Annotated in this window: 17 protein-coding genes; 14 read left to right on the top strand and 3 right to left on the bottom strand. The window is 37.8% G+C overall.

Translation table 11 applies throughout. The features are described from left to right. Window positions 1–7: 7 nt before the first annotated feature. Window positions 8–592 carry a HupE/UreJ family protein gene (locus ACVWYG_RS15835; protein ID WP_457271432.1) on the bottom strand — a complete coding sequence of 195 codons (585 nt, stop codon included), beginning with the start codon at window positions 590–592 and terminating at the stop codon, window positions 8–10. 172 nt (window positions 593–764) lie between these two features. On the opposite strand from ACVWYG_RS15835, the gene ACVWYG_RS15830 reads away from it, so the two are divergent. After that, entirely contained in the window at window positions 765–1277 is a 513-nt protein-coding gene (locus ACVWYG_RS15830) for a DUF6702 family protein (protein ID WP_457271430.1), read from the top strand. Window positions 1278–1317: 40 nt separating this feature from the next. On the opposite strand, the gene ACVWYG_RS15825 is transcribed toward ACVWYG_RS15830, so the two are convergent. Then, entirely contained in the window at window positions 1318–3255 is a 1938-nt protein-coding gene (locus tag ACVWYG_RS15825) for a glycoside hydrolase family 172 protein (RefSeq protein ID WP_457271428.1), read from the bottom strand. 192 nt (window positions 3256–3447) lie between these two features. On the opposite strand from ACVWYG_RS15825, the gene upp reads away from it, so the two are divergent. The 8 genes from upp to ACVWYG_RS15785 all read left to right on the top strand — a co-directional run bounded on the left by upp (window position 3448) and on the right by ACVWYG_RS15785 (window position 10740). Continuing rightward, window positions 3448–4092 (top strand): uracil phosphoribosyltransferase, encoded by a 645-nt coding sequence (gene upp, locus ACVWYG_RS15820; RefSeq protein ID WP_457271426.1) that lies wholly within the window; start codon window positions 3448–3450, stop codon window positions 4090–4092. Between the two features lie 51 nt (window positions 4093–4143). Further along, window positions 4144–4845, top strand: a complete 702-nt coding sequence (locus tag ACVWYG_RS15815) for a YjjG family noncanonical pyrimidine nucleotidase (RefSeq protein ID WP_457271424.1) — start codon at window positions 4144–4146, stop codon at window positions 4843–4845. Between the two features lie 156 nt (window positions 4846–5001). After that, the gene (locus ACVWYG_RS15810) at window positions 5002–5526 is read left to right on the top strand and encodes a DinB family protein (RefSeq protein ID WP_457271422.1); all 525 of its coding nucleotides are present in this window, start codon (window positions 5002–5004) and stop codon (window positions 5524–5526) included. A 19-nt stretch (window positions 5527–5545) separates the two neighbouring features. Further along, window positions 5546–6865: a flippase gene (locus ACVWYG_RS15805; protein ID WP_457271420.1), complete on the top strand. Its 1320-nt coding sequence runs from the start codon at window positions 5546–5548 to the stop codon at window positions 6863–6865. Beyond that, entirely contained in the window at window positions 6862–7509 is a 648-nt protein-coding gene (locus ACVWYG_RS15800) for an FkbM family methyltransferase (RefSeq protein ID WP_457271418.1), read from the top strand. The genes ACVWYG_RS15805 and ACVWYG_RS15800 overlap by 4 nt, the downstream gene beginning before the upstream one ends. A 6-nt stretch (window positions 7510–7515) precedes the next feature. Continuing rightward, window positions 7516–8280, top strand: coding sequence for a class I SAM-dependent methyltransferase (locus ACVWYG_RS15795; protein ID WP_457271416.1), 765 nt, complete (start codon window positions 7516–7518; stop codon window positions 8278–8280). Window positions 8281–8301: 21 nt separating this feature from the next. After that, complete coding sequence (locus ACVWYG_RS15790) at window positions 8302–9246, top strand: glycosyltransferase (protein ID WP_457271414.1); 945 nt, start codon at window positions 8302–8304, stop codon at window positions 9244–9246. 42 nt (window positions 9247–9288) lie between these two features. Further along, window positions 9289–10740, top strand: a complete 1452-nt coding sequence (locus tag ACVWYG_RS15785; RefSeq protein ID WP_457271412.1) for an alpha-L-fucosidase — start codon at window positions 9289–9291, stop codon at window positions 10738–10740. A 137-nt stretch (window positions 10741–10877) separates the two neighbouring features. On the opposite strand, the gene ACVWYG_RS15780 is transcribed toward ACVWYG_RS15785, so the two are convergent. Beyond that, window positions 10878–11624 (bottom strand): class I SAM-dependent methyltransferase, encoded by a 747-nt coding sequence (locus tag ACVWYG_RS15780; protein ID WP_457271410.1) that lies wholly within the window; start codon window positions 11622–11624, stop codon window positions 10878–10880. A 202-nt stretch (window positions 11625–11826) separates the two neighbouring features. Between ACVWYG_RS15780 and ACVWYG_RS15775 the strand changes: the two genes are divergently transcribed. The 5 genes from ACVWYG_RS15775 to ACVWYG_RS15755 all read left to right on the top strand — a co-directional run bounded on the left by ACVWYG_RS15775 (window position 11827) and on the right by ACVWYG_RS15755 (window position 16413). Continuing rightward, window positions 11827–13098, top strand: coding sequence for a glycosyltransferase (locus tag ACVWYG_RS15775; protein WP_457271408.1), 1272 nt, complete (start codon window positions 11827–11829; stop codon window positions 13096–13098). A gap of 94 nt (window positions 13099–13192) precedes the next feature. Continuing rightward, window positions 13193–14590 (top strand): class II fumarate hydratase, encoded by a 1398-nt coding sequence (gene fumC, locus ACVWYG_RS15770; protein ID WP_457271487.1) that lies wholly within the window; start codon window positions 13193–13195, stop codon window positions 14588–14590. Window positions 14591–14690: 100 nt separating this feature from the next. Next, window positions 14691–15062 (top strand): hypothetical protein, encoded by a 372-nt coding sequence (locus ACVWYG_RS15765; protein ID WP_457271406.1) that lies wholly within the window; start codon window positions 14691–14693, stop codon window positions 15060–15062. Window positions 15063–15069: 7 nt separating this feature from the next. Further along, window positions 15070–15618 carry a fumarate hydratase gene (locus ACVWYG_RS15760; RefSeq protein ID WP_457271404.1) on the top strand — a complete coding sequence of 183 codons (549 nt, stop codon included), beginning with the start codon at window positions 15070–15072 and terminating at the stop codon, window positions 15616–15618. Between the two features lie 6 nt (window positions 15619–15624). After that, complete coding sequence (locus ACVWYG_RS15755; RefSeq protein ID WP_457271402.1) at window positions 15625–16413, top strand: S1/P1 nuclease; 789 nt, start codon at window positions 15625–15627, stop codon at window positions 16411–16413. The last annotated feature ends 81 nt before the right edge of the window (window positions 16414–16494 follow it).

Below are 16494 nucleotides of genomic sequence, written 5' to 3'. Positions count from 1 at the left end.
TTTTTGTTTAGAAAGGAATGCGCTCTAAAGCCATTTTTAGAGCCAGACTAAAGACTGCAGCGGACACAAAAAGCACCCAGCTGGACCGTCTGATTTTAGTAAAGTTAAAGACAATAAAAGTAACGAATAATATGATTACGACGATAAATATTTGTCCAAATTCTAATCCAACATTAAATCCAAACAAACCCCATCCTAAATGTTCGTCTCTAGATAGCATCATTCTGATGGAATTTGCAAAGCCCATTCCATGTATCAAACCAAAACCCAAAGCCAAAAAATAATTTATGTTGACGGCGCTTTTCGAATAGTTTTTTTTAAATAGGTTGGTTAATGCAGTAATAACTATCGTAACAGGGATTAAAAACTCCACATAGTTACTGCTAAACCTTATAAGATCTAACACACTGAGCAACAGCGTTAACGAATGACCAATTGTAAAGGCCGTAACCAAAATTAACACCTGTTTAATGTTTTTGTAACTGTAAACGGCCACAAGCGCTAAAATAAATAATTGGTGATCTAGCGCATCTAAACTAATAATGTGTTCCCACCCAAGTTTAAAATAAAAGAAGAAATCTTGTATCGCCATGAAAACCTAATGCCCATTTTTAGACTCAAAAATTTAAATATAAGGGTTTTAAATAGATTCTCTGTGCTATACGCAAATTAACCGGTAGCAGGTTGGCTTTGAAGTTACTACCTAAGCTTTCGCAGAAATTAATAACTTTGGGTTTTGTTAAACGACTTATAAAAAAAATTAAATGTCGACCTTAAATATAAAATTGTTCTTACCACTGCTATTTTTGGCTGTTTTTACCAAACCTACTCTTGTAAAACATCCGCTGCACGTAAGTACCACCGAGGCCGATTACAATACGCCCGCAAAGACCTTAGAAATTACCTGCAAACTTTTTACCGATGATTTCGAAGATGCGCTTTCCAAAAATACTACTACAGCCATCGATTTAAGCAAAGCGAGCGTGAAGCCAGCTATGGATAAGTTAGTAGCCGCTTATTTGGTTAAAAACCTAAAATTTAGGATTGACGGAAAACTAAGTGTACTTCACTACATTGGGTTTGAAAAAGATAGAGAAGCCACGAACGTTTATTTTGAGTTACAAAATGTAAGTCCGTTTAAAAAAATAGAAGTTTACAATTCCATCCTATATAATCTTTTCACCGATCAAATGAGCATTATCCACTTAGTGAAAAACGGAAAGCGGATAAGCAATAAAGTTATTTATCCTGATAAAATGGTTACTGTAACCTTTTAACTACTATATTTTTGAAGCTTGCAAAAGAAAATTTAAAGTGCTAGTCTTTTACTTTTACTAACATAAGTCTGCGAAAGTTAATGGTATTCTTTTCTGCCTCACTTTTAAAATGGAGCGTAACAGTATTTCTAAACTCGTTTATTGTCAAATCACAGAGAAAATCTTGACTTTTAAATTCTTTTTTAGCACTATAAAATGAGTACGGGTCACTCACTTTAGTTTGTCTTTGCCAAAAAGTCACTTCGGCGCCATTTGGGCTGGCATCTACATTTCCATAAAGTTTATATTTTCCCGATGGAATTTCTTGCAGATCAACCCTAAGTTGAGCGCCGTCTTTAGCCGTAAACCTTTCGCCACTCACTTTAACCTCTCCATTGAAACTAAAACTCATCAGCTGAGGATATAGCATTAAGGTGTCTGGTAAAAAAATTTTTGTGTTTTGATTTGATGGAATTTGTCCATTGTCAACAGCCTTGTCTGCATAATAATATGCAACAGAAGTATAATCTGCAGGCATGTTATTCTTCTCAGGACCATGCTCAATGGTATGTAAAATACTCTTTTCGAAAGGCATTTTGTCTGATAAAAACAACCTATAGCCGCCGGTACGACTAAATGGCAAGGAGTAATCGAGCGAGCCATGAAGCGGCAAACTCATTTTTCTGTCCCACCTATCTAAAAGGGCATACCAGCCGCCGTTAAAATAATCTTCTGAGCCGGTGCCATGTATAACCATTTTCCCGTCGATTTTAGTTACATCATCCCCTTCAAAAAACAATGTCATGCCTGGCCTTAACCCTTGCGCTTGCAAAACCGTCCCTACGTAATGTCCTTTCCCCTCGCCTTTTAAAAATACATGAGGCTCGCCTGCGGTTTCGTTCGCGTCCCGATTCCAGAAAGTATAAAACTTGCCCTCTGTCTTAGGATTTCTTGCGTGGTTTTCATAATAAATTTTCCCTTTTACGCGCAAGGGCTCCGCATTCCCAATTGCTTTGTTGTTTCTATAAACCAATTCTACTTTTGCTCCGGTATCAAATGGCATAGGGAAATAGCAATAATTCACGTTGTTGGCGCTGCCTATAAGCAAGCTTTGCATCGAGATTTTGCCATAAGCGTATCCAAAAAAATCTGCCAGTGGCAAATAAACTGCTGCCTGCTCCTCATTGTCCCAAGTTATTTTTAAATCGATGTCTTTGCTGATTCCTTCAAATTGTTTGGCATTTTCAATTTCAAAACCAACTATCCGTCCAGGAGTTTTTAGAGAAGCAACCGATGCCGTTTCGCCAGGTTTTACGCTTTCATCAATGTTGATGATAGATGCGTTACTTTTATTTAAGACATTTGTTTTAAGATCCGACCAAGATTTTGAAACTTGATCTAAGGTTTGTTTTTCTATGCTTGATAAATTTGCGTCAAAAGTTTTGATCTGCTTCGTTCGGTCTAGTCTTCTATATTGAATCTGATAAAACTCTAATTTCTTACCTCTAAAAACGATTTTACAACTTTTTTTATACGGTATCGGGAAATAACAAAAATACCCGCCTACCTGATTGCCGCATAAAGGAAGTTTAAAAGGAAGTACATCTCCAGAAAATAAATCGGCAAACTTAACAGAATAAGAAGGGTCTTTGCTGCCGTCAAAATAAAAATCCAAAGTATCGTTGGTCGGCGTAGGGGTCCATATTCGATTGATTACTCCAGCTTCATTGTCTTCAAAAATTACCAAACTTTCATCTTTATTTTTACGGATATAAGAATATTTCCCACTAAATCCATCGTCGTTTAAGCCTGTAGTATCGTAAGAGGAATATTGTTTAACAACCCCTGAAACATAACTCGGTAAATCTGAGATATTTACCAACTTTTGTAATTCAGACGTTACTCCAATCACTTTTGCTTGTCCGTAGGCCGATCTTGGCGCAAAGTTAATAAGCACGACGCTGGTAACCGAGAAAAGAATTTTAATAAGCTGAGTCATATTTGGTAAATAATAATGCTGATGCAAAAATTAAAATGAATTAATTTGAACAATGACAAAAAAACCAAGTTAGCGAAAGTTTTGTTCATCAGAAAAGATTTTTTGTTTTCCAAGAATAGACAGATCGTTGGATAATGGGTAAATTTAAGTTTTTAAAAATAAAATCCTTTTTCATTCCTAATAAATGACGCTATGATTTTCGACCTCAGCCAGACTAAATCAATCGCAAATACATTCGTTGCAGAACTGCGAGATGTAAACATTCAGAAAGATTCCATGCGTTTTAGAACGAATTTGGAGCGTTTGGGATCATTTTTCGCCTTTGAAATTAGTAAGCATTTAGTTTATGAAAACCATGATATCATTACGCCCTTAGGCGCATCAATCCTACCCTTGCTAAAAGACCAGCCCGTTATCGCCACCATTTTAAGAGCAGGAATTCCGTTGCAACAAGGTATTTTAAATATTTTTGATAAATCCCAATGTTGTTTTATTGGCGCTTATCGCAAGGTAAAAAAAGACAATAGCTTCGTTATAAAACTAGACTACTTGTCTTCTCCCGATTTAACCGGCAAAATTGTTATCGTTACAGATCCGATGTTAGCAACAGGAAGGAGCATGGTCTTATGTTGTAAAGCACTGATGAACCAATATAAAATTGCCGATTTACACATTGTAGCAGCGATAGCAAGCACCGAAGGCGTAACTCATGTGCGCGCTAACCTGCCAAATGCCAAGCTATGGTTTGGCGCTATAGATGACGAATTGACAAGTAAAGCTTATATTGTACCCGGACTGGGCGATGCTGGCGATTTGGCTTATGGCGATAAAACTTAGCATGCGTTTTAAAGATTTGTATTTTAACATTGATCATAAAAAGCATCTATTTTGAACTTTAAACATAAGAAACATATTTTTTTCGACCTAGACCATACCATTTGGGATTTCGATCGCAATGCGGAGGAGACTTTAACAGAACTTTACAGTAAATATAATTTGAGTAATCTAGGCGTGGCTTCTTGTCCAGATTTTATAAGCGCCTACACCGCAAATAACCATCAACTCTGGGCAGATTACCACCTTGGCAAAATTACCAAGGCAAAATTAAGAGCCGAGCGGTTTAACAAAACTTTCTTGCAATTGGGCGTAAAGCCCGATGATGTTCCGCATCAATTTGAGGAAGACTATGTAACTGTTTCTCCTACTAAAACTAACTTATTTGCAGGTGCGGAAGAAGTTTTGGAGGTTTTACAACAGACGTATTTGCTCCACATCATTTCGAACGGATTTAAAGCAACCACACTAACTAAAATGGATTTATCTAACCTAAATCCATATTTTAAAAATGTAATTATTTCTGAAGATGTTGGTGTGAACAAACCCAACCCAGAGATTTTTGAATATGCCCTGAGCAAAGCAAAAGCGACAAAAAGTCAGAGTATTATGATTGGCGACAGTATAGAGGCAGATATTGATGGCGCGCTAAATTTTGGTTTGGATGCAATCTTCTTCAATGCTACTCAAAAAGAGAAACCTGCACACGTAGCGCATCAAGTTAGCAATTTGAAAGAGTTGCTGGCGATATTTTAGACTTGGTTTGAGAAAAAGATTGAGAGGCAGCGAACAAAAATATAGGGGAGAAAAATTAAAGATTTTAGGCACGCTTCACATCCAGAAGTTAAACATTTTTCGTTTAGTCGATTTGACGAGGATTTTAAAAAGAAATAAATTAGCTTATCTTCATCCATGCAAAGCAAAAAAATCGAGCAATCAATATTAAAAACCATAGAGAGCTATCGGACCAGGTTTGCTTTGATGAATGAAGCGGATTTTAAGCAGCAACCGCCTATTGGCGGTTGGAGTTATAGCGAAGTTTACGCACATATTTTCGATGCAACGCTACTTTCCTTCCGCGCGGTAGACAATTGTTCATCCAGTAAAGCCGAAGGAAAATCGACTCATTTTTTTGTGAAGGCGATTTTGTACTTTGGTGCATTTCCACCCGGCAAGCGATATAAGGTTCCAAAAAGCCTGGCAGAAAGGGTTAGAAAAATAAGTAGAATTGAGGCAGAGATACTTATGAATGTTGTGCAAAAACGGTTAAATCTTACCACAAATAAAATAGCAGATTTAGACAAGAATCAAAAAATTATACACCCCCGCTTGGGCTATCTAAATGCCACACAATGGTTCCGCTTTATCGAAATCCATCTTAAACATCATTTAAAACAGCTGGATCGGATAGAAAAGAGTTTTTCGCAACCCATTTAATTTTACATCTTTGTTCCAGATGAAATTTCCAGTCATTAAAGGTTTTGATGAAGAAGCATTTAACAAGTATTTAAAAAATACGGGCTGGCTCATGTTTGGCAAAGTACTGAGCTTACTGGTAGGCTTAGTTATCGCAAATTACTTAGGACCAGATCTTTTTGGCAACCTTAGTTTTGCACTGTCTTTAGTGGCCATTCTTGCAGCAGTCGGCGCTTTAGGCTTAGATAGCTTTATCATTAGAGAAATTGTTCAAGAACCAGACAAGCGCAACGAGATTTTAGGGACCTCTCTGTGGCTTAGGCTCACCGTTAATGCCCTATTAATCCCAGTTGCAGTCGGCATTTATCTAATTAGCCATAGCATATCTAGTAATCCCGGAGAATCTTTAACCCTCATCGTGGGACTACTAGCTTTCGCATCATTCTTTAAATCATTCAATGTCATCGATTCTTTCTTCCAGTCGCAGGTGCAATCTAAGTACATCGTACACGTACAAAATATTTGTCTTTTTCTGTCTGCAGGAATTAAAATAGCATTGGTTTATTTTGGCTATCCTTTAATTTACATTGTCTGGGCATTGGTATTTGATGGTTTTGCTTTAGCAGTTGGCCTGATTATCGTTTACCAACGTAAAGGGTACAACATTTTTGCATGGCGATATAATGGCACTCGGGCAAAATCGCTCTTAAAAAAATCCTCGCCTTTAATTCTTTCTGCAGTAATGGTTTCTATATATATGAAAATAGATGTCGTAATGTTGAAAAGTGTGGGAAGCAAAGCAGTAGGCATTTATAGCGCGGCACAGAACCTAAGTGAAGCTTGGTATTTTATTCCAATAGCGATTGTTACTTCGGTTTTTCCCGCCTTACTAAACGCACGCAGTACAGATATAATCAGGTATCAAAAACGGTTAAAAAATCTTTACGACCTTCTGATTTACATCAGTTTGCCCGTTGCTATTTTTATCAGTTTTACGGCAAACTATATCGTAGAAATTCTTTACCCAAATAAATTCGACGGCGCTGGGCCCATGTTGTCCATTCACATATGGTCAGGTATATTTGTTTTTTTAGGTGTTGCCAGTGGCCAATATTTGGTTGCGGAGGGATATACCAAAATCTCCTTTTATAGAACTGCTGCAGGTGCGCTGATTAATGTGCTGCTAAACCTATGGCTTATTCCAAAATATGCGGGCATTGGCGCATCCATCGCCACTTTGATAGCATGTATAACTTCTACATTTTACGTTTTGCTCATTCCAAAAACCAGATTTCAAGGGTTGTTGATGATAAAATCTTTATTTTTGGTAGACCTATTTAAAAAAATAATTAAAAATTGAGGATCATAAAAGCATTGGCCGAACTCATAGAGAAGCCAGCCAGATTAAAAGCATTGTTATCTTTTGGCCACAAAGGGTACCTAAAAAGCATTGGCTGGTTTACAGCTTTTGATAAAAAGCAGGCCGTAGATGCAGACGGTTATGCGCTGCCTTGGGTAACCTATTCCTTCATCGATTTTATTCGTTATAGGATTAATAAAAAACTAACCGTTTTCGAATATGGCTCGGGAAGTTCTACAGAATTTTACGCCAAAAGGGCAGATGCTGTTACATCGGTTGAGCATGATAAAGATTGGTTCGATCTGGTAAGCAAAAAAAATCCGGCGAACGCCGAAATTATTTTCTGCAAATTAGAGCGAGATGGCGACTACTCAAAAAAAGCAAAATCGTTAAATAAGAAATTCGATATTATTATTGTAGACGGTAGAGACCGAGTTAATTGCTGTAAATACAGTGTAGATGCCCTATCTCCCAGCGGCGTAATCGTTTTAGACGATAGCGAACGTGAGGTTTACAATCCGGCCAGAATTTTTTTAAAACAACATGGTTTTAAGGAGTTAAGTTTCAGCGGAATTTCGCCTGGTTTATTTTACGAGAAAGCTACATCGGTTTTTTACAAACCAATAAATTGCTTAGATATTTAATCGTTGATGGACTTAACTGAAAACATTAAAGTTGCCTACAACAACTTTTACACAAATACCGATACCACTTGGAGAATGCTGGGTGCGAAGTATAAAGCACAAAACATTGTAGAAGTTTGCAAAGCGATAAGTCCGAGGACAGTGTTGGAGGTTGGTGCAGGCGATGGCAGCATATTACATTACCTAGATGAATGGCGTTTTGCACCAGAACTACATGCTGTAGAAATTGCCCAGCGCGGCGTAGATTTAATGTTAAGTCGTAAGCTCCAACATTTAAAAACTGCGCAAACATTCGATGGATACAAACTTCCTTTCGAAGACAATAGTTTCGACCTGATTATTTTGGCGCATGTATTAGAACATGTAGAACATGAACGTTTGTTGTTGAGAGAATTAAAGCGCGTGGCTAAATATATAGTGGTAGAGGTTCCAAAAGACTACAGGTTTGGGGTAGACAATAGAATGAAACACTTTTTAAATTACGGCCACATTAACATGTATACGCCCACTTCTTTAAGGTTTTTGCTTAAGAGCGAGGGGTTTGAAATTTTAACAGATAAAATATCCATGACCAGGCCTGAAACGGTTAAGTTTAACGAATTTGTTAATAAAAACCAGCCAAAATCTCTTGTTAAAAGCCTAAAAATAGAGACTGAGTATTTTCTTCAAAAAACACTTGGTCAATTTTTGGGGAAAAATAAGCAAGAGCAATTTGCAAACGCATATACCGTTTTAACGAAAACATCAGACAGTAACCTTCATATTTTCTAAATTTTTCGTTGCTTATTTCAAATGCAGAATCTAGCACCAATTGCCTTATTCGTTTATAACCGTCCGCAGCATACGTTGCGTACGCTCAAATTTTTAAAACAAAATACTTTAGCTGAAAATAGCAGATTGTTCATTTTTGCCGACGGTGCAAAGTCTAAAAAAGAAGAAGAAAAAGTTGCTGAAGTGAGAAGTATCATTTCAGCAGTTGAGGGATTTAAATCGATAAAAATCATCCTCCGCGACCATAATATGGGTTTGGCGAATGCGATCATTTCTGGTGTAAACCAATTGGTAAACGACTATGGTCAGGTGATTGTTTTTGAGGATGATTTGGTCACCTCTCCGCATACCTTAGCTTACTTTAATGATGCGCTTTATCGCTACAGAACCGACGAAAAAGTGATGCATATCGGCGCATACATGTATCATCTACCAGACAGTACTGCGCCTAGTGGAAGCCTGTTAGCGCACAGTCTACCTGAAACTTTTTTCTATCGAGCGGCCACTAGTTGGGGATGGGCAACCTGGAAACGAGCCTGGGTAAATTTCGAACCTAATATAGATACGCTGATAGGCCAATTTGATAAAGAAAAGAGAAATGCTTTCTCGATTGATGGAAGCATGAATTTTTGGAAACAAATGTTGGAATTTAAATCTGGCAAGAACAACAGTTGGGCCATTAGGTGGTATGCGTCTGTTTTTTTAAAAGGCGGATTAACTTTAAATCCTTCCAAATCTTTAGTACAGAATATTGGGCACGACGGTTCCGGGGTTCATTCTGGCATAAACGAAATTTATAATGTCATCATCAATCCAAGGCCTGTTACACAATTTCCATCAGTAATTGCAGAAGATAAAAAAGCGTATCAAATTATCAAAAATTTTCTAGCAAAGCGAAAAGGAAATCTTGTCTCTCGTGTAAAACGCTTCGTTAGAGAACGAATCGCGCGCTATTTTTCTAAGTAACTTGATAACTTTTTGTATTTTAGTTTCCCTAACCTAAATCTCATGAAATCTTGCCTCCTCTTTTTGTTGTTTATTTCTCTTAACATTTGGGCGCAAACTCCACCAAAACCTTATGGTGCAACACCATCTAACAGACAGCTGGCTTGGCACAATTTAGAGATTTATGGCCTGATACATTTTACACCTACCACTTTCGAAAACAAAGAGTGGGGTTTTGGCGATGCAGATCCAAAGTTATTTAATCCTACAAATTTCAGCGCCGACCAAATAGTAGAAGCGGCAAAGGCCGGGGGTTTGAAAGGGATTATACTTGTGGCTAAACACCATGACGGTTTTGCGCTTTGGCCAACTAAGACAACAAACTATAACATCAGTAAAAGTCCTTTTAGAAAAGGAAAAGGAGATATGGTGAAAGAAATTGAGCAAGCAGCCCGTAAAAATGGCTTAAAGTTTGGCGTTTATTGTTCCCCGTGGGATAGAAATAATCCAAAGTATGGCACTTCAGAATATTTGGCCATTTATCAAGCGCAGCTAAAAGAATTATATGGCAATTATGGCCAATTATTTATGAGCTGGCACGATGGTGCAAACGGTGGCGATGGCTATTATGGCGGAGCCAAAGAAAGTAGATCGATTGACAACACTACTTATTACGATTGGAAAAATACCTGGGCAATAACCCGAAAAATGCAGCCTATGGCCAATATTTTTAGCGATGTTGGACCAGACATCCGTTGGGTAGGAAATGAACAAGGCAACGCGGCAGCAACCAGTTGGGAAACTTTTACACCCATGCCTCCTGAAGGTAAAAATGTAGCCGTTCCGGGACAGGCTAATTATCCGCAAAGCCCCGAAGGCATTAGAAATGGCAAATTTTGGATGCCAGCAGAATGTGATGTTCCGTTAAGGCAAGGCTGGTTTTTTCATCCTACGGAAAAACCAAAAACACCTGAACAACTTTTTGATTTATACCTAAAAAGTGTGGGGCGGGGAGCCGGCTTAGATTTAGGTTTAGCGCCAGATACACGTGGCCTTTTACATGCAGACGATGTAGCTTCCTTAAAAACTTTTGGCGATATGGTAAAAAATACTTTTGCAGGTAATCTTGCCAAAAATGCAACCATTACAGCAAGTAATGTTAGAGGAAATAACTTTAGCGCAAAACGAGTGCTCGACAACAATAAAGAAACCTATTGGGCAACCGCAGATAAAATCCATCAAGGCGGCTTGACTCTTGATTTAAAATCACCAAAAACTTTTGACATTATTAGCTTACAAGAATATATTTCTTTAGGTCAGCGGATTGAAGCTTTTACGATTGAGGTATGGGAAAACAATGCGTGGAAGAAAATTTACGATGGCACAAGTATCGGCGCAAAAAGATTGATTAAATTAGAGCAACCTGTAACCACATCTAAAGTAAGATTGAATATCACAAACTCGCCAGTTTGCATAACGCTAAGTGAGTTTGGAGTTTATAAGAAGGCAGGTTAGTTTATTTATGAGAAAAAAATTCATGTCAGTCTGAGCGTGTCGAGGACCTTTAAAATCTATTTAAGACAACTCGAAAGTCCTTCGACAGGCTCAGGATGACACTATTTAACCTTCAACCCTCCACCTTCAAAACCTCCTTACTTCCTCGCCGTTAAAACAATATAAGGGGACAAACTTTTGCGTTCTGTTGGAATAATTCTAGTAAATACTTTTCCTGTAATCCAAACCAACTTTTTAAGCATGCGAACACTTATAGGTTTTTCTTTTTCATTTTCTAGCCAAACACTAAATTTCCCAAAATAGCTTGCTTCAACATCTTTCAATCCAGCTTCCTCACAAATGGATTTTAGAAGCTCCAAATTCATGCTATCTATATTGTGCTTGTCGTAATTTTCTTTATCAAACTTTTTTTGAAACCAACCATTAACTGCTTTAAAATTTGGTAGCGTGATAAACAGCATACCTCCGGGCTTTAAAAAAGCAATATGACGGTTTATAATGTCAGCCGTATCGTTAAAATGTTCTATCAGCCCACAGCTTAATACCAAGCCATATTTTTTATCTGTTTGATAATTGAATAAGTCCGTTTCTATAATTTTGATGTCTTTTGCTGAAAGTCCATTTTTCTCCAACAATTGATTAATAACCGGCGGATGTACAAAATAATCGAGCAGCGTTACCTCTAACTGGAAATATTTCTTTAAAAAAACGGCATAATAGCCAGGAAATCCTCCAAGTTCAATAGCAGACTCTATTTTATTCTCTTTAATAACCTGGGCCAACTGCCGATGAAAAAGATAATTATAAGGAAGCTTGATTGCCAATCCTCTCTTACTTTCCCAATAATTTACCCAAAATTGTCTATCGGTTAATAAGTTTGCCATCTTGTTCTGCTTCGAAAAACAAAGAAACGGAAATTTTGACAATTGCGTGCTTTTGATTTTTAAGCAGACATTTGCGGCATTTGACGGATTTCCATTTCCTCAAACTGTCATTCCAATAAAATCACTTTGATTTCGTTATCATTGTTTATGGCAATAATTATTAATTTACAGCCTAGTACATTTAACTGTATTTTTGTCTGATTTGAAAGTCCTACACCTCAACACATATGATGCAAATGGCGGAGCAGGCAGGGCCTGCGTACGACTTAGCAACGCCTTGAAAGCAAATGGAATAGATTCTAAGGTAATGGTCTTTTATAAGTTTAGCCAAGATGCATCAATCGACACCTTTAGTAAAACACTTATTCAAAAAGCTTGGGCAATCTTTAATATTTTCTCTGAGCGATATTTATCTAAATGGTTAAGCAAATCTCTAAAAACCCCTTTCAGCTTGCAGTGGTTTGGTCGTTCTATCAAAAACCATAAAGAAGTTAAAAATGCAGATGTCATCCACCTTCACTGGGTAAACCACGGCTTTTTAACGCCAAAATTTCTCGCAGCGCTTGATGAGCTTGAGAAGCCAATTGTATGGACTTTTCACGATAGCAACGCATTTACGGGCGGCTGCCATGTGCGTTATGGTTGTGAAAAATTCCATCGTCAATGTGGAAATTGCCCAATATTAAAACTGAGTGGAAAAGACGACGCGTCTCATAAAACATGGCTAAGAAAGGAAAACGCTTACGGAAAAATGAATTTCCACATTATTGCGCCTAGTCGTTGGATGGCTAGCTCTATAAAGTTTAGTAGTTTGCTTGGAACCCGCGCCGTAACAGTAATACCAAATACCCTTAAAACCGATATTTTTAAACCCTACGTAAAAAAAGAGGCGAGGAAAATATTTAAAATCAAACCAGAAAAGTTTGTCCTGTTGAGCGGTTTTATGCCTTCTAAAAACGACAAACACAAAGGAACACCCTACCTTTTAGAGGCGCTAGAAATTCTGTCGCATAAAGCAGACGTAAACTGTGATGAAATTGAGCTGGTCATCTTTGGAAACAAAGAAAACGCCGAAATGCCAAAATTTCCTTTTAAAACTTTATTTTTAGGAACAATAACTAAAGATGATCACTTGGCAAAATGCTATTCTGCAGCAGATGCTTTTATAACACCTTCGCTAGAAGACAATCTCCCAAATACGGTAATGGAAAGTCTTGCCTGCGCTACGCCAGTTATTGCATTTAGAACTGGTGGAATACCGGATATGGTTCATCATTTACAAAATGGCTATCTGGCAGAGTATGAAAATGCAGAAGATTTGGCAGCAGGCATCGCTTGGTTGTATCATCACCCAAAACGAGCAGAACTTGAAAAACAATCTCGACTTACCGTATTAACCAATTTTTCAGAAAATATAGTTGCAGAAGCGCACATCAATTTATACGAAACACTGTTAAGCATGCAGCCAAAATAGTTTTCTAAATCACCCATAAATAACGATGACGTTACATTTAACGGAGGTAAAAAAGCTAGATTTGCAACAGTTACCATTGTTAAGAAATTACAACATGAGCTTTAGAATAGAACACGATACCATGGGCGAAGTACAGGTGCCCGCAGATAAATATTGGGGCGCCCAAACCGAACGCTCTAGAAAGAATTTCAAAATAGGACCAGAAGGATCTATGCCGAAAGAAATTGTGCATGCTTTTGGCTATTTAAAAAAAGCTGCCGCGCAAGCTAACGCAGCACTTGGTGTGCTTTCTAACGAAAAAGCCACTCTTATTGGCAAGGCTTGTGACGAAATAATAGCTGGCCAGTTAGACGAGCAGTTTCCGTTAGTAATTTGGCAAACAGGCTCTGGAACGCAGAGCAATATGAATGGCAATGAAGTGATAGCAAATCGTGCACATGTTTTAAACGGCGGACAACTTTCTGACGATAAAAAAATACTTCATCCAAACGATGATGTAAATAAATCTCAATCGAGCAATGATACCTTTCCAACGGCAATGCACATCGCTTCTTATAAATTAACCGTTGAGAATACCATACCAGGGTTAGAAAAACTTAGAGATACTCTAGGAAAAAAAGTAGAAGAGTTTTCTTCAATCGTAAAGACTGGCCGTACTCATTTTATGGATGCCACCCCTTTAACGCTTGGTCAAGAGTTTTCTGGTTATGTACAACAAATTAACAATTCTATCCGGGCCATAAAGAATGCGCTTGAAATGGTTGCAGAACTAGCTTTGGGTGGTACAGCGGTAGGAACAGGACTAAATACGCCTAAGGGTTATGACGTTTTAGTGGCACAAAAAATAGCAGCATTGACTGGGATGCCTTTTGTTACTGCCCCGAATAAATTTGAGGCGTTGGCGGCGCATGATGCGATGGTAGAACTTTCTGGCGCTTTAAAACGCACTGCTGTTTCCCTCATGAAAATTGCGAACGACATCCGTATGCTAAGTTCTGGGCCTCGTTGTGGAATTGGCGAAATTATTATTCCAGATAACGAACCAGGCTCTTCCATTATGCCTGGCAAGGTAAATCCTACGCAACCAGAAGCAATGACTATGGTCTGCGCGCAGGTCATTGGAAATGACGTTGCCGTATCGATTGGTGGCGCAACAGGCCACTTTGAACTTAATGTTTTTAAGCCTGTTATCGCCGCAAACGTATTGCAATCGGCGCGTTTAATTGGCGATGCTTGTGTGTCTTTCAACGATAACTGTGCAATCGGTATTTTAGCAAATGAGCCAGAAATTGCCAAACATTTACAGAATTCCCTCATGCTTGTTACGGCATTAAACCCGCATGTTGGTTATGAGAATGCTGCTAAAATAGCAAAGAAAGCGCATAAGGAAAACAAAACGTTAAAAGAAGCTGCCGTAGAACTTGGGCTACTTACCACTGCAGAATTTGATGAGTGGGTAAAACCAGAAGAGATGGTTGGAAGTTTAAAATAAATAGTCATTATGGCATAATAAACCCCCTTTATAAAAATTAATAGCGTTGCTCTATTTTTGTTTGACAATATAAAATTGAACGCCGAATAATTTTAATAAATTGAACGATAAATCAATCGAAATGGGCAATTCTATCGCAGACGTACTTTTGGCTTTCGCCGTTATTGTATCACAATTTTTAGTTTTTGGAACCTGTGTCTATCTTTTACTTAAGTTTAAAGGTATTGATGCTATTTTACTAACTCTGGGTTCGGGCTTTAGTGCTTTAATGTCGATCTTTTATAGAATACTTCCTGTTTTTTCAAATACCGGATCTTTGCCAATGGAAAATTTACCATCCATTTATGCCTTTGCAGGATTTTTTAGCGCTATTTTCTATGTTATCTTTGCAATTGGTTTCTTAATGTTCGTGTTAAAGGCTACCAATCAGGCTAAACAATATTTTTCTCAATTCCCACCAACTAACTATTAACCTAGTGTTGCAACAACAGATAACAACTACAATTTCTAAACAATTCGTTATATGCAAACGCGGGATTTTTGGGGCAATACTTCTAAGTGTTTGCATTGGCTTATTGGCAAGCTGCGTTCGACGACCGAATATTCAGGGTAAAGGCGAACTTTCTATGCAGGGAAAATGGAATGAAGACTCCGTTGCATTTAGCAGTCGGCTGAAAACTTTTACTAAGCATGGTTTTAAATTTACTTGTGACTCTTTTTATCTTGATTTAACCACTTATAGCAAGGTAAATTTTTATGAAGATTCTTGCTTTAACAAAGGCGTTTGGAAGGAGTTTGTGAAGGGTGTATATGCGGTGAAAAATGACACATTGTCTTTGGGAGGAACTTTTACGCATGCCGATTTCAAGCAAAAAATATCTGGCTGTTATAGAATTGGTCGGTACGAAAGATCTTTTTTTATTAAGAAAGCAGATTCCAATGTAATAATTTTGGTAAGCACCACAGACCAACGGGAGATTACACTAAATTTGAAGCAAAAAATTACTTGTGTTCAAAAATCACTTTAAAGAAGTATGAAAAAAATATCCTATATTTTTGTATTTGTCCTATGCAGCTATCTTCCATTTAAAGCTGCTGCTTGGGGTGTTTTGGGCCATCGAATTGTTGGCCAAATTGCAGAATCTTACCTTAGCAACAAAGCCAAAAAAGGAGTTAAAGGTGTTTTAGGATACGAAAGCCTAGCCATAGCTGCGAACTGGGCAGATTTTATAAAATCTGATTCTAACTTTAATTATTTAGGCAGCTGGCACTACGTCAATCTGGCCGCAGGTTTAGATCAGAGCCAGGTTTTTAATTACTTAGAAACTGAGAAGATGCCAAACGTTTACAATAAAATACCAGAAATGATTAAGGTATTAAAAGATAAAACGAGCACCGTTAGCCAAAAACAATTGGCCATGCGGATGTTGGTTCACCTTGTAGGAGATTTACATCAGCCAATGCATACCGCACGCAAAGACGATAAAGGCGGAAATAACGTTTACGTGACCTGGTTTGGGCAAAAATCAAATCTCCATCGCATTTGGGATTCAGATCTGGTAGATTTTCAACAATTAAGCTACACCGAATACGCAGATGCAATTAACCACTTGTCTCCAATTGAACTTTACAATTGGCAACATACGAGTTTAAAACAAGATGTATACGAATCGTACCTGTTATGCAATCAGATTTATGCGAAAACTCCCGACAATGCAAAACTCAGCTATCGTTATAATTTCGATTTTATTGCTCCTTTAAATCAACAGTTGCTAAAAGCAGGTGTCCGCCTTGCGAAGATTTTGAATGATATTTACAGTTAAAAGCGTTTATAAATAAGTATAAAAAAATCACTAGCCAATTTGACTTGCCATAAATTTTACCTTAGACATTACTTGCTGCTA

The sequence above is a fragment of the Pedobacter sp. UYEF25 genome (assembly GCF_054061655.1).
This window is presented reverse-complemented; position numbering and strand designations above follow the sequence as displayed.